The sequence below is a fragment of the Leptospira tipperaryensis genome (assembly GCF_001729245.1).
Taxonomy (GTDB): Bacteria; Spirochaetota; Leptospiria; order Leptospirales; family Leptospiraceae; genus Leptospira; species Leptospira tipperaryensis.
The window spans coordinates 422,650-437,044 of the sequence record NZ_CP015217.1 but is presented as its reverse complement, the minus strand read 5'-3'; the positions used below and the strand labels follow the sequence as shown (position 1 = coordinate 437,044).

The window sequence follows — 14,395 nt, the reverse complement described above, 5'->3', positions numbered from 1 at the left end:
GAAATGAACCGTGTTTTTCGGAAATTCTTACTCTTACTTTTTTTTCCGGTCTCTCTTCAGATCTTTCCCGCCGGATCACAGAATCTTTCCGTTTATAACGTCCAAAGAGGGGATACTTATTATTCTTTGGGAAAAAAGTTCAACGTAAATTATCATAAAATTATGGAATGGAACGGTAAGAAAAACGGCGACCCTTTGATTCCGGGTGAATCCTTGAAAGTCAGAAAACCCTTTTCTCGAGAAAACGAAAAGATCGTCTCTAAAACCGCCCGACCGATTCTCAAGGAAGAATCTTCGGATTCTTCCCGTCCATTTCTTCGTTTCCCTCTGAAAAGCAAACCTCCTGTTCAATCCGTTTTTACCAAGCTCAGCTTTGCCCCAAACAAAGGAGTTCTTTTCAAAGCGTCGAGACACAACGAGGTCAGACCGGCTTCTCCCGGCAAAGTTTTGGTCGTGGATGAAATGGATGGATATAAGAAATTTGTAATATTAGAACACAAGAACGGATATTCCAGCGTCTACGCAAACTTAAAAAGTGTTTCCGTTTCCGAAGGGGAAACGGTGGATTCTTCCCAAATCATAGGATCTCTGGAATCGGGAAAGGGACTCTACTTTCAGTTGAACCGCGGAAGTTCCGCCGTCGATCCGAACTTTCAAATTCGTTAAAGAATCTAAATCGAAAAAAACATGGAATACGAACTCGTAAACGCCTGCATTGTAACCAAGGATCAATGGATTCCGAATGGAACGATCGTTGTGAAGGACGGAGTCATTCTATCTGTCAACGCAGGCGGACCTCCGACCGGCAAACGGATCCGTCTCAATCTCAACGGCCTTTACGTTTATCCGGGATTGATCAACGCGCACGATCATCTTTTAAGTACGTATCTTCCCAGAGTCGCTCCGAGCAAGCCTTACTTGAATTGGCTTCCCTGGGACAACGATCTCAAGTCTTCCATCGTATTTTCGGAAAGACAACAATTGGAACCGGAACAACTCTATCTACTCGGTTCTTTTAAGAATCTGATCTCCGGTGTTACAAGCGTTCAAGATCATATCCCACACTTTGTTCAGGATCCTTTTGTGGAATCCGTTCCCGTGAGAATTCTCAATCGTTATTCTCTTTCACATAGCATTTGTACGTATTCTTTAAATTGGGGAGAAGGACCCAAAGAAGAATATGCAAAAGCTCTAAAGGACGATATTCCGTATATCACTCGGATCGCGGAAGGATTCGATTCGGAATCAAGAGATTCTTTAAAAGCTCTGAGTAAGATGGGCTGTTTGAGCGATCATACAGTTCTCATTCACGGAGTTGTTTTATCCGAATCGGACATCGCGCTTATCGCGGAAAAAAAGGCTCATCTGGTTTGGTGTCCCGAAGCAAATTTATTTCTCTACGAAAGAACTACCGACATTCGAGATCTTCTGAAACACAAGGTAAACGTTTCTCTGGGAACCGATTCCAGTTTATGCGGTTCCTTAAATCTTTTGGAAGAAATTCGCGCCGCCAGAAAATTTTATCAGAGTGAATACGGAGAAGACCTTTCACCGAAAACTCTTTTTGAAATGGTGACGACCAATCCCGCGAAGGCATTCCGAGTCGAAAAGGAAATCGGAAGTATAGAAGTCGGGAAAAGAGCGGATTTGGTGATCATGACTCGGAATTCCGAGGATCCTTACTTGAATCTCTGCGAATCCGACCTAAATAGCATTCGCCTCGTCCTTCGAGACGGGGTCCCCGTTTACGGAGATGCTAGTTTAGAATCTTTTTTTGAAGAATCCGGCGCGAACGTTGAGAGAATTCGGATTCACGACGCCGATAAGTATTTAACTGGTTCTCCAGGAAAACTCCTGGAATCGCTTGCCGTCTCCCTTGGTTATAAAAAGGATTTGGCATTTTTCCCCGCACAGAAAGAATTTGATAACTTTGAGTAGGTAATCATTTGGCCGGTCCGATCATCAGAAATTATAAAGGCGGATCCATCATTTATTTTGAAAAGGATAAAGCGGAGGATATTTACGTCCTGAGAAATGGGCGTGTCATCCTGACATTTCCAGCTCTAGACACAGGGCAAGAAGTCAAAGAAGACGTTCGCATCGGAGAGTTCTTCGGAGTCAAATCCGCCCTCGGAAAATATCCTAGAGAAGAAACCGCTCAAGTTATAGGCAATGCGACCATTCTCGTTTTTAAACCGAATGAGTTTGAACAGTTCGTCGCCGAGAAAACTCACCTCATTTTGAAGATGATGAAAGTTTTTTCCAGCCAACTCAGACAGGTTCATAAAAAATTGAAAGAAATCCTGGGACAATCCGACACCAGAAACCCTTCTTTCGAATTGATGAACGTAGCCGAAGTATTTTATAAAAATAATAATCTTCCTCACGCGGTTTACGCGTTTGAAAAATATTTACAACACTATCCGGGGACCGCGTATTCAGGCCGCGCAACTGAACTTTTAGAACTCGCAAGAAGAGGAAGCCCCTTCCCTCTCAACATGCCTCCTCTTGTTTACGAAGGTGGAAGCCGAGTCAGCCAGGAAACTCTTCAGAACATTATGAAACCTGCAGTGGAAAAATCCTCGATTACACAAGGCGTAGACAATTCCATCACCTCGCTTTATAACCGCGCTCACACCCTAGTAAACGTCGGAAAACACAGCGACGCGATGGTGCTTTACAAGGATCTTCTCAATCGAACGGATTTCAAATTCGACTCCGAGAAGAAGTTGGTGGAAAATTCACTTTTTCAACTCGGAATTTGTCTAATGAAGACGAACGATCTTGACAACGCGAATTCTTCCTTTTCGACTTATATCAAAAAATACCCTTCGGGAGAATCGATCAAAGAATCTCTCTTTCATTTGGCGGAAATCTCGGAACTCCAAGGAGATCGTCAAAGAGCAAGAATGCTCTACGGAAAGGTGGCTTTGCTTCCTCCGGAAAAAGACAGCATTTCTCAGAAATCCAGACTGAAAGCAAAGGAGATGAGCACCTAATATGGATATGATGCTCGAATCCATGTTTTCCAAATTCGGCCAGACTTATGATCCGAATCAGATTATCTTTTGTGAAAACGAACCCGGTAACGACTTTTACCTGATCCAATCGGGAAAGGTAAAGATCGTAAAGACGGTTCCAAATCCCACAAAGAAAGAAGACTACTTGATCAAAACTTTGGATATTCTCGAACAAGGAGATATCTTCGGAGAGATGGCGATTCTGGAAGAACAACCTCGATCCGCAACTGCCATCGCGATTTCGGAAGTAAAAGTTCTGAACTTTAACCGCGCTAACTTCGAACTGTTGATGACTAAGAATCCGATGTTAGCTCTTAAAATTCTCACCATCTTTTCCGTGAGAATCAACGACGCCAAAAGAAGGCTTCTCATTCTTCTCATGGATGATATTCAAGGAAAGGTCGCCGACGTTTTCTTGATGCTCTACGAAAAGATGCACGCTCACAGCGATTTTAAAGAGATCGTTCTCAACGTTTCGCAACACGACGTAGCGGAATGGTGCGCGCAACCGGTTGGAGAAGTTCAAAAGGTTCTCAACACTCTTTCCAAGAGCGGGAAAATCGAACTCTACGAAGACAAAATTGTTATACACAATATCGCCGACTTCCAGAGAATAGTCTCACAAAAACGGAAACCGAATTCTTAAACGCTCCCGTAGCTCAGGTGGACAGAGCAGAAGTTTCCTAAACTTTTGGTCGGAGGTTCGAATCCTCTCGGGGGCACCACCCCCATTCCTTAACAAATATCCTCGCCTACAAGTCGAAATGGATATCGGAATCCGGACGATCTAAAGAATTGAATTTGTAGGAATTCCGACAAAAGAAAGAGGAGACTTTGTGCTTGCAAAATTAGAATTTTATGATAGAGCAAAATCTCCCGAATTTTCCCGCCGCCACTCCCCACCACCCAAGATCAGGGTGGGGCGCGCGACTTTCACGAAGAGTGTCGTATTTCCGACAGGATTTATCTTGAGATTCCAGCCAATTTGTGGGTAAGGATACGACTTTACAATGCAACACCCAGATTCTATTCTCTCCCTCCTCAAAAAATCAGAGGAATTTTTAAAGAAGAAAGAAATTTCCAGCGCTCGATTGGACGCCGAAATTCTTTTGGCCGATCTCTTGAATCTTCAGAGAGTGAAGTTGTATGTGAACTTCGAAAGATTGTTAAACGAAGTCGAAAAAGACGCTTACAGAGAAAGGATCGTGGAACGTTCCAAGAACAGGCCGACCGCTTATATCACTGGGCAAAAAGCGTTTTACAATTCCGTGTTTTACGTAAATGAGAACGTTTTAATTCCAAGACCGGAAACGGAAGAACTCGTCGAAAAGATTCTTCTCGATTTCAAGGAAGATCCAAAAGAAATCAACGTTCTCGATCTTTGTACAGGAAGCGGTTGTATAGGAATCAGCCTCAAGCTTTCAAGGAAGGACTGGAACGTTTCCCTCAGCGATATCTCGAAGGAAGCGCTCTCGATCGCCGAAAAAAATACGATCCAGATCTTGGGAGAAAAAGACTCCATTCAATTTTTAGAAAGTGATTTGTTTTCCTTGATTCCAGAAGAATCCAAATTCGATCTAATCGCAACCAATCCTCCTTATATCCCGAGTTCCGACAAAGAAACGATGATGAAAGACGTCGTTGACTACGAACCTCATCTCGCTTTATTTCTTGATAATCCGAAGGAGTTTCTGACGAACCTGATCGCAAAGGCGCATTCTTACTTAAACGCACATGGAAAATTTTATATGGAAACTCTTCCGTCCTTAGCGAACGTTCTGGTTGCGGAATCTCTTGATAGAGGCTGGGCGAAGGCAAAGGTTGAGAAGGATCTTTCCGGAAAGGAAAGATTCGTAGTTCTTACGAAGTAGCAAAACCTTATTCTCAAAAATCAATTCGGCGGCGATTTTATCCCAAACTGTATCGGGACGAAGACGACCGAATTTAAAAAGCAATCTTACAAAAACAAAGCCGGGTAATTACCCGGCTCCATTCTTGATTCGAAAAAGAAATCAGATCGCTGAACTTCCTCTTTCTCCTGTTCTGATACGGATCACGTCTTCAAGCGGAGTGATAAAAATCTTTCCGTCTCCGATTTTTCCGTCACCGGTTTTAGCCGCTTTGAGAATCGCATCCACAGTCGGTTTTACGAATTCATCGTTGACCGCAATTTCCAAACGAACTTTTCTGAGAAGGTTCACTTGGTATTCGTGTCCGCGGAAAACTTCAGTTTTCCCTTTTTGCTGACCATAACCTTGAACATCGCTCACGGTCAGTCTATAGATCTCATTCTTAGTCAATTCTGCCTTAACCTCTTCGAGTTTATGTGGCTGAATGATAGCAACGATTAATTTCATATAATCTCCTTATTAAAATTCTTCAGTAACTTAAATTAAATCTCGTAGCCTTTTTCACCGTGGATTTCAGAATCCAGACCGGCAATTTCCTTATCTTCGGAGATACGGAATCCGATTGTCTTATCGATTAAGAATACAAGGATAACGGAAACGATAAAAGAATAGGCCGCGGTTGCGAGAACGCTGATTACCTGAACCAGAATTTGATCGCCTCTGCTCGCGACACCAGCTCCGAGAGAAAGTGTAAACACCCCGGTTAGAATTGCGCCTAACGCACCACCCACACCGTGAATACCGAAAGCGTCTAAACTATCGTCGTAACCGAGTTTACCTTTCAAGAGAATAGCTCCGTAACATATCGGACTTACAAGAAATCCCATAATGAGGGCTCCCTGAACTCCAACGAATCCGGATGCAGGTGTGATCACAACGAGACCTGCAACGATCCCGGAAGCGGCTCCAAGAGCGGTTGCTTTTCTTGTATGTGCGTATTCGATTACTAACCAAGCAACTCCAGCCGCAGCAGGTGCGATCAAGGTTACTAAGAATGCTCTTGCGGCGATACCATTTACGGCTAAACCGGAACCCGCGTTAAACCCGAACCAACCAAACCAAAGAAGACCGGCACCGATCAAAGTGTAAGTGAGGTTGTTTGGCGCGATCAAAGCAGGGCCTTCTCCCTTTCTCTTTCCGAGAACGATAGCCGCAGCAAGACCCGCGATACCGGAGATCAAGTGAACCACTGTTCCTCCTGCGAAATCCAAAGCGCTCATTTTAAACAACCAGCCGTCAGCCGCCCAAACCCAGTGCGCGACCGGATCATAAACGAGAGTAGACCAGAGGAGGATAAAAGCGATATATCCGCCGAACTTTACTCTTTCTGCAATCGCTCCGGAAATCAGAGCAGGAGTGATCAGAGCGAACATTCCTTGAAAGAGAAAGTGAACGTATTTTGGAATCGTTAACTCTAAAGAATTCTCGTCGATTCCGTTGAGGAAAGCAAGGTCAAAGTTACCGAAATAAGGATTCGTTCCGGAAAATGCGAAACTGTATCCGAAAACGGTCCACTGGATAGTCAATACCAGAATCGCAACAAAACTGTGCATCATGGTAGAGAGTACGTTTTTAGATCTTACAAGACCGCCGTAAAAAAGGGCGAGTCCAGGAATCATAAAAAACACAAACGCAGATGCCACGAGCATCCATGCAGTGTCTCCTTTATCCGCTACGGGCGTTGCCGCAGCGGGAGCAGTTGCTTCTTGTCCGAAAAGGACAAATGGAAGAAGCAGAGCGAGCAATAAGAGTAGTCTCTTGGTCCAATTCATAATCATTCTCATCCCAAATCAATTTGCATACATTAATGCAAGATTGGTACCAGGCAGATAATAAATTCAGAATTCTAAATGGTAGTCAAAATGGCCTAAAACTGGGAGTTCCCGCGTTTTCTGGAGATTCGAGAGGAGAAAGGTCGGAACTCCTGAGCTTTTCCTATTTCCAGAGAATCCCGAAAATGAAAAGTACCCCAATCTGCCTATTTCTTAGGCAAATTTATTGATTCTGCTTTTTCTCTGAAAAAGATGCTGAGAAATTCTAAAAACTGCTTCTATTCTAAATTGAAGCGATATCCGAGTTTCCAGAAGGTTTCCATACTTGCCGACGTGGAATTGGAAGTGTAGGTAGAATCCAATCGAGCCATCGGATTATAGTCCAAAATCAAATGGTTACTTACGGATTTTCCAAAACGAGGATGAAAAAAATAGGCATCAAAGATATTGGCCGCGTACACCAAAACGGTAAAGGCAACGGAAAGCTGAAGCTTGTGATAGTTTTGATTGACCCGATCTCTTTGATCTTCGAAAGGTTTGCTATAAATATAGAGCGCTACCGGATCCGAAAAAGTAGGAGGAGGAATCAAAGTTTCATAAGGATTATTGATATGATTCAGATCCTTCACTGAGTTTTTATAGATCTGATTCTCGCGATAAACTAAATAGAGTGAGCTGAAAAATAGAGCCGAATAAACAATCGCAGGATTTTTTCTTTCGTGGGTCCATTGACCCCAACCGGGAAGAACCGCAGATCTCCACACAACGCTCCAAGGTCCCAAACCTTTTTGTTGAATCCGAGCAAGGCGTTCTTTCTCTTTCTGATTCGCGTCAGCGAGTTTCGCTTCCTTATCTATTTTGTTTTGTTTATCCGTTTCTTCCTTATTCTTTTTAGCGAGCTCTTCTTCGGTTTTCTTCTTATCTTCTTGATCTTTCTTCTTTTGTTCCTTTTCTGCGAGCTTCGCTTCTTCCTCTTTTTGAATCTTTAAGACCTCGGCTTGAGAAACGTCTTTGTAAACAATTTTTAGAATCCGAATCTTAGAAAATTCCTGCTTCTTTCCATCCTCGGTTTGAATTACTACGGTTTGCGCGTTCTGAGAAGTAACGCGGCCTTTGATGATCGTCCCATCCTTCAGAATGAGAGATTCTCCCATTAAGTTCCATGGGAGAAAACACAAAGAGAGAAGAATAAGGAAATAATTTCTTAATTGCATGAAGATTCCGGAACAAATTAGTGAAATAGATAAATCCGGATATATAATTTGAAAGCAATTTTTTCTACATTCTAAAAATTCCATAACGAGGATGTTCCGGTCTCAAAGAATGATCTGCGTAAAGAGCAATTCCTAAAATTTCTCTCGTCTTAGCGGGATCAATCACACCGTCATCCCAAAGTCTCGCGGAAGAATAAATACAAGAAGAACGACTTTCATAATCATCCAAGATTGGTTTTCGAAATGACATTTGCTCCGAATCGGTCATTTTCTTTCCTTCTTTTTCCAATTGTTCCATCTTTACGGTAAGAAGCACGTTAGCGGCTTGTTCTCCACCCATTACGGAAATTCTCGAATTGGGCCACATCCATAAAAATCTAGGATTGAATGCTCGACCGCACATTCCATAATTTCCAGCTCCGTAAGAACCTCCGATGACAACGGAATACTTCGGAACTATCGAAGTAGAAACCGCATTCACCATCTTCGCGCCGTCTTTTGCGATCCCCGAATTCTCATATTTCTTTCCTACCATAAATCCGGTAATGTTTTGAAGAAATAAAAGTGGAACTCCTCTTTGATTACAAAGCTCGATAAAGTGAGTTGCTTTGAGAGCGCTTTCGCCAAACAACACGCCATTGTTTGCGATGATCCCCACCATCTTTCCGTAGATTTTAGCAAATCCCGTAACGAGCGTAGTTCCATAATATTTTTTGAATTCTTGAAATCGAGATCCGTCAACAACCCTTGCAATGATTTCTCTTACGTCGTACGACTTACGAACGTCTCTCTGAATGATTCCATAAATTTCTTCCGGGGGATACAAGGGTTCTTCCCAACTGATTCCGCCCTTTTGAGAAGAATTTCCAGCGAGATGCAATGTGGAAACGATGTTCCTTGTGATCTCAATCGCATGCGCGTCGTCTTCCGCGTAGTGATCCGTAACTCCGGAAATCGTACTGTGAACGAGGGCTCCGCCCAATTCTTCCGGAGTTACAATTTCTCCCGTCGCAGCTTTTACAAGAGGTGGTCCTCCGAGAAAGATCGTTCCGTTTCCTTTTACGATTACGGATTCGTCGGACATCGCGGGAATATACGCGCCCCCCGCGGTGCAACTTCCCATCACAACCGAGATCTGAGGAATTTTCAGAGCGGAAAGATTCGCTTGGTTATAAAAGATTTTTCCAAAATGTTCTTTGTCCGGAAAGACTTCGTCTTGCATCGGAAGAAAGGCTCCGCCGGAATCGACGAGATAAATACAAGGTAAAGAATTCTGCAGAGCGATCTCTTGTGCACGGATATGTTTTTTAACCGTAAGAGGATAATAAGTTCCCCCTTTTACGGTCGCGTCGTTGGCGACGATCACACAATCCACGCCGCAGATTCTTCCAATGCCGGTAAGAATTCCCGCAGAAGGAACGCTGTCAGGATAAACGCCTTCGGCGGCGAGTGGTGAAAATTCTAAGAATGTGGTTCCCGGATCAATGAGAGCGTTTATCCGTTCTCTTGCGGTGAACTTCCCTCTTCCCTTATGTCTTTGAATCGCCTTTTCACCGCCGCCCAATTCGATTCTACGAATAAGGCCTCGGACCGATTCTACCTTTTGTTTTAAATCTTCAAAATTCTCTTTATACTCCGATGAGGACGTACGTATTTTGGATTCTATAATTTCCATAGAGAACCCTCCGGATTTTTATTTTTTTACTTTAGATTCGTATAGGATACGGATGAGTTCCGTTTCGGATAACGTGAGTTCCCGATTTCTTCTCGCCATGATTTTTCGAGCGTCTCTCAAGAATAAATCGAGAATATAAGGTTGTCCCGATTCGGCCCAAGTAAACGGAGAAACATACCCGCTCACTCGTGAGGTGACGACGTTCGATCCGAAATCCACGACGGTTCCCGTGTTCAACATCACTCCGATCGCAATCTTAGAATAGTCTGCGATCACCGATCCGAACTTGATCGAACCGGTGATACATTCGTCGTCCTCTTCCCGAATTTTGACAACCCCATAGTTGTTCTTCAAATCGGAAGTGGTCGCAAGAGCGCCGATGTTTACCCAACTTCCTAAAACGGAATGTCCTAAGAATCCTTCGTGATGTTTATTTGTAAAATCGCCTATGAGAGAAGTACCTACTTCGCCTCCGATTCTACAAGTGGCTCCGATGCTCGTCGCTCCGGTAATTCTCGCGTTATCAATCTGAGAATTGGGTCCGATGTAAGCCGGACCTTCTATGAATGAGAAAGAAGTGATCTTGGCGTCCTTATCGATCAGGATCGGTCCCGATGTAGTATCAAAAACAACTCCGGGATAAATCGTCGCTGAAGGATGAATGTGCAGATGTTTAGATTTGCCGACGACTTGAAAGTGATTCGATTTTACTTTGATCTTTCGAATCCATTTCTGAATTTCTTTGCTGAGTTCGAGATCGGATTCTATGTTCTTCGCGGTTCCGTCGATCAGATTCCATGGAAGATAAGATTCCGGCGACAAAACCAAATCCACGTCCTTTCCGTCGTAAGGAAGGAGTTTAGAATTTCTTTCCAAAAACGCCTGTTGAAAAGCGGGATTGGAATGAATGTAATAGATCTTTGCATCCGAATAGTATTCTTTAGTTCTTTGAATCGTGTTCAGAATTCCGTTTCGAATCTCTGAGAAAGATCGAATCCGAGTAAGGGATCGTAAACCCGCAGGAACCTCTCTTTCATCGATGAGAATTCTCTGGATCTTCGGCATAATCTTACTCGACGGTTACGGACTTGGCTAAGTTTCTCGGTTGATCCGGAGGACAACCCCTTGCGATCGCGGAATAGTATGCGAGCAATTGAAGAGGGATTACGTTTAAGATCGGACTTAGAATTTCGGAACATTCCGGAATCTCAAAACAATAATCCGAAAGAGCCTTTGCTTCGTGATCTCCTTCCGTAACGATCGAAATGATGATCCCTTTTCTCGCTTTGATTTCCTGAATATTGGAAACCATCTTTGTATAAATTTCAGATTTTGTCGCGATACAAACCACGGGAACTTCGTTTGTGATCAATGCGATCGGCCCGTGTTTGAATTCTCCACCCGCGTAACCGGACGCGTGGATATAGGAAATTTCCTTCAGCTTTAACGCGCCTTCCATCGCAATCGGATGATTGTAAGTTCTTCCTAAAAAGATAAAATCCTTCGCTGTAGTAAAGTGAGAAGACATCTCTTCGATCTTGTTTGCTTGCGCGAGAATCCGATCGATCTTCGCGGGAAGAAAACGGATCTCTTCGATGAGAGTTTTCTTTTCTTCGTCGCTGATCAACCACTTCAAATTCGCCATGTAAATGGAGAATAAAAGAAGATTCAAAACCTGAGCGGTGAACGCTTTCGTACTCGCGACTCCGATCTCCGGTCCCGCATCGGTTCTAATATAAGAATCCGATTCTCTTGCAATCGTAGAATTTACGTTGTTCACAAGAGAAATCACTTTGATAAATTTCGCTTTCGCCTCATGAATGGAAGCTAACGTGTCCGCGGTTTCACCCGACTGGGAAATTCCCATGATGAGAGTATCCCCTTCCACTACCGGATTTCTATAACGAAATTCGGAGGAAGCTTCTGTGTCGGTTTGGATCTTTGCAAAATTTTCGAGATAGTGTTTGCCGATCATCCCCGCGTAATAACTGGTTCCTGCGGCTTGGATGATGATACGGTTGACTCTGGAAAGAACGTCTTTGTTGAGTTTGATTTCCGGAAAAACAATTTCACCGTTATCTAATATACGTTCTTGAATGACCTTACGAAAGATTCCCGCTTGTTCGTGAATCTCCTTGATCATATAATGAGGATAACCGCCTTTATCGAGGTCTTCCCAGCGCAGTTCCTGTTTTTTGAAAACGGGAGTAAGTTCCTTTCCTAAAAAATCAAAAAGTTTAAATTCCTTTTGATTAAAATAACCCCATTCTCCCGAGTTTACGTAATAAACTTCTTCGCAGTTTCTGGTAAGAGGGGAAATATCGGAAGCCAAGAAGAATTCATCCTTGCCTTTACCGATGAGAAGAGGAGCTCCATCCTGTCCAAAATAAATACGATCCGGTTCCGTTTCAAAAACCGTCGAAATCGCCCATTTCCCATGAATTTTGCCAAAGAGTTCGAGAAAAGAATCCTTATTGGATTTGCCGCTCTTCTTGCCTTCTTCCAACAAATGAGGAAGAACTTCCGTATCCGTTAAACTTTGAAAAACGTGTCCCTTCTTTTTGAGTTCGTTTTTGAGTTCTAAATAATTTTCGATGATTCCGTTATGCACAACCGCGATCGTAGAATTCGTATCCGTATGCGGGTGAGCGTTGATCTGGTTCGGTTCTCCGTGAGTAGCCCAACGAGTATGACCGATTCCGACATTTCCAGGAGCTGGAAACTCTCTGAGGTGCGCCTCGAGATCCTTAATCTTTCCTTTCGCTTTTCTGACCAGGATGTCTCCCTGATCTAAGACCGCAATCCCGGCCGAGTCGTATCCTCTGTATTCTAGGCAGATCAGACCGACGACAAGTACTGATTCCGCATTCTTACTACCGGCATAACCGACAATTCCACACATATCAGGCATTCTCCATAAGTCTTCCCGCACGGTCCAGCAGAGAATTGAGGTCTTTTTTGGTTCGAGCCTCGCCTATCACTCGGATAATCGGTTCCGTGTTCGAAGGTCGGATATGAATCCAAGAATCTTCCGAAGCAAGACGCAAACCGTCCAAAGTCTCTTCGGAATAAGAGGAAAACTCTCCTCTGAATTTGGAATAGATATCTTGAAGATTTTTTCCGGCGATTTTAAAGCTGGTCTTCTGCATATGAATCGCGGGCATTTCTTCCAAGAGAGAATCGATCTTCTTTCCCGTTGCCGCCATCACGTTTAGGATATGCGCGATTCCGGAAAGAGAATCTCTTCCAAAGGAAGCGATCTCCGGATCGATCACTCCGCCGTTTCCCTCTCCGCCAAACACGGATTTGTGGCGAAGCATATCGGAAACAACGTTGGCTTCTCCCACTTTAGAACGAGTCACGGGAACACCATAAGTACCGGCGACAAATTCGTTGATAAAGCTCGTCGAGAGATTGACGACCATGTTTGCTTTCTTAGGAAACTTGCCGAGAGTGAGAGAAAGAAAACTCAAAGGAAGAGTGTATTCTTCCGAGATCGCACCTTTTTTAGGCGTGAGAACAACCAAACGATCCGCATCGGGATCCAAAGCAAAACCGATATCGGCTCCCGAAGATTTCATCTTTCGAGAAGTTTGTTTGAGCGCTTCCGGGGTCGGCTCGGGAGGTCGAGGGAACGTTCCGTCGGGACTACAGTGCATAAGAATCGGCTTACAACCAAGTCTTTCCAGAAGTTCGGGAACAAGAAAACTCCCCGCTCCATTGACAGCGTCCACGAGAACCTTGTATTTTTTCTTACGAATTGCGTTTACGTTCACCCGTTTGAGAACGGATTCGATGTGTTTTTCACACCATTCTTTCCCGGAAACGATTTTAGAAGAAGGTTTGTACTGAATTGGCCTGTAAGAATGATTGCGAACGGTATCTAAAATCTGCTCCAGAGCCACCGCATCCGTAAAGAATCCGCCGGGACCGATAAACTTAAAAGCATTCCAGATGATCGGATTGTGAGAGGCGCTGATCATGATCCCGCCCCCCGCTTTCGAAAGATTGACCACAGCCTTGACCGTCGGAGTAGGAACGATTCCCAGTTGTAGGACGTCCTTCCCCATTGCTTGCATCAATCCAAGTGCGATATTTTCAATATAAGGACCGGAAGGCCGAGAATCTCTTCCAATTACGATCTTAGATCCTTCGATCCAGGTGCCGAAAGCGCGAAGAGCGTCAAAAATAACTTCAGGAGAAAGGCCGGTTGGAATGATCCCGCGAATCCCCGAAACAGAAACCATCAGGTCAGGATGATTGAATACGGGAGATTTGGTATTCATAGAGGTTGGGGTGTTTTCCGGAAGAAAACTATTTGGGCGATGACAGGATCGAACTGCCGACATCCTGCTTGTAAGGCAGGCGCTCTACCAGCTGAGCTAATCGCCCTCTATAATTCCGTTTTTTATGCTGTAGCAGAAACCGCATTCAGGCGTATTGCCATTCTGCTTTTCTTTCTGTCTGCGTTTTTGAAGTGAATCAGGTTTGTTTTTGCAGCTTTGTCCAGAAGAGAGGTGTACTCTACGTATAGAGCGGTAGCCGCGTTCTGGTCTTTATCTTTGATGGCTTTCAGAACTTTCTTTGCTTGAGTTCTGAGCCTGGACCGATTCTGAGAATTTGCCGCATTTCTACGTTTTGTTCTGCGAATGTCCTTTTCTGAAGACTTAATATTAGCCAAGGCTTAATACTTCCTATCGAATAAGTGATTCCAGGTTTTCTGTACCCTCCCCTCTGTCAAATGAATTCCTGTAAAATTCCGTACTTCCGACCTCTTTTCAAATCCGTCCGGAAACACTCAAGA

The 14,395-nt window shown here is 43.9% G+C and carries 13 protein-coding genes and 2 tRNA genes; 6 read left to right on the top strand and 9 right to left on the bottom strand.

Annotated elements, in window-relative coordinates:
• The first annotated feature begins 3 nt into the window (after positions 1–3).
• The 6 genes from A0128_RS02155 to prmC all read left to right on the top strand — a co-directional run bounded on the left by A0128_RS02155 (position 4) and on the right by prmC (position 4,891).
• Positions 4–666 (top strand): LIC_10271 family cell wall hydrolase, encoded by a 663-nt coding sequence (locus A0128_RS02155; protein ID WP_069609049.1) that lies wholly within the window; start codon positions 4–6, stop codon positions 664–666.
• Between the two features lie 21 nt (positions 667–687).
• Positions 688–1,938: an amidohydrolase family protein gene (locus A0128_RS02150; protein WP_069606023.1), complete on the top strand. Its 1,251-nt coding sequence runs from the start codon at positions 688–690 to the stop codon at positions 1,936–1,938.
• An 8-nt stretch (positions 1,939–1,946) separates the two neighbouring features.
• Positions 1,947–2,999, top strand: a complete 1,053-nt coding sequence (locus A0128_RS02145) for a tetratricopeptide repeat protein (RefSeq protein ID WP_069606022.1) — start codon at positions 1,947–1,949, stop codon at positions 2,997–2,999.
• Between the two features lies 1 nt (position 3,000).
• Positions 3,001–3,666 (top strand): Crp/Fnr family transcriptional regulator, encoded by a 666-nt coding sequence (locus A0128_RS02140; protein ID WP_069606021.1) that lies wholly within the window; start codon positions 3,001–3,003, stop codon positions 3,664–3,666.
• Between the two features lie 2 nt (positions 3,667–3,668).
• Positions 3,669–3,745: transfer RNA gene (locus tag A0128_RS02135), tRNA-Arg, on the top strand.
• Between the two features lie 285 nt (positions 3,746–4,030).
• On the top strand, positions 4,031–4,891 hold the full coding sequence (prmC, locus tag A0128_RS02130) for a peptide chain release factor N(5)-glutamine methyltransferase (RefSeq protein WP_069606020.1): 861 nt from the start codon (positions 4,031–4,033) through the stop codon (positions 4,889–4,891).
• 141 nt (positions 4,892–5,032) lie between these two features.
• Here prmC and A0128_RS02125 read toward each other — a convergent pair whose 3' ends face one another.
• The 9 genes from A0128_RS02125 to rpsT all read right to left on the bottom strand — a co-directional run bounded on the left by A0128_RS02125 (position 5,033) and on the right by rpsT (position 14,272).
• Positions 5,033–5,377 (bottom strand): P-II family nitrogen regulator, encoded by a 345-nt coding sequence (locus A0128_RS02125; RefSeq protein WP_002619748.1) that lies wholly within the window; start codon positions 5,375–5,377, stop codon positions 5,033–5,035.
• A 35-nt stretch (positions 5,378–5,412) separates the two neighbouring features.
• Positions 5,413–6,702 (bottom strand): ammonium transporter, encoded by a 1,290-nt coding sequence (locus A0128_RS02120; protein ID WP_069606019.1) that lies wholly within the window; start codon positions 6,700–6,702, stop codon positions 5,413–5,415.
• Between the two features lie 278 nt (positions 6,703–6,980).
• Positions 6,981–7,916, bottom strand: a complete 936-nt coding sequence (locus A0128_RS02115; RefSeq protein WP_162274087.1) for an LA_0442/LA_0875 N-terminal domain-containing protein — start codon at positions 7,914–7,916, stop codon at positions 6,981–6,983.
• A 64-nt stretch (positions 7,917–7,980) separates the two neighbouring features.
• Positions 7,981–9,591: a carboxyl transferase domain-containing protein gene (locus A0128_RS02110; RefSeq protein ID WP_069606017.1), complete on the bottom strand. Its 1,611-nt coding sequence runs from the start codon at positions 9,589–9,591 to the stop codon at positions 7,981–7,983.
• Between the two features lie 18 nt (positions 9,592–9,609).
• Positions 9,610–10,656: a GlmU family protein gene (locus A0128_RS02105; protein WP_069606016.1), complete on the bottom strand. Its 1,047-nt coding sequence runs from the start codon at positions 10,654–10,656 to the stop codon at positions 9,610–9,612.
• A gap of 4 nt (positions 10,657–10,660) precedes the next feature.
• Positions 10,661–12,493 (bottom strand): glutamine--fructose-6-phosphate transaminase (isomerizing), encoded by a 1,833-nt coding sequence (gene glmS, locus A0128_RS02100; RefSeq protein WP_069606015.1) that lies wholly within the window; start codon positions 12,491–12,493, stop codon positions 10,661–10,663.
• 1 nt (position 12,494) lies between these two features.
• Complete coding sequence (gene glmM, locus A0128_RS02095; protein WP_069606014.1) at positions 12,495–13,877, bottom strand: phosphoglucosamine mutase; 1,383 nt, start codon at positions 13,875–13,877, stop codon at positions 12,495–12,497.
• 33 nt (positions 13,878–13,910) lie between these two features.
• Positions 13,911–13,983 (bottom strand) — tRNA-Val (locus A0128_RS02090).
• A 16-nt stretch (positions 13,984–13,999) separates the two neighbouring features.
• Positions 14,000–14,272, bottom strand: a complete 273-nt coding sequence (rpsT, locus tag A0128_RS02085; RefSeq protein WP_069606013.1) for a 30S ribosomal protein S20 — start codon at positions 14,270–14,272, stop codon at positions 14,000–14,002.
• Positions 14,273–14,395 lie beyond the last annotated feature (123 nt).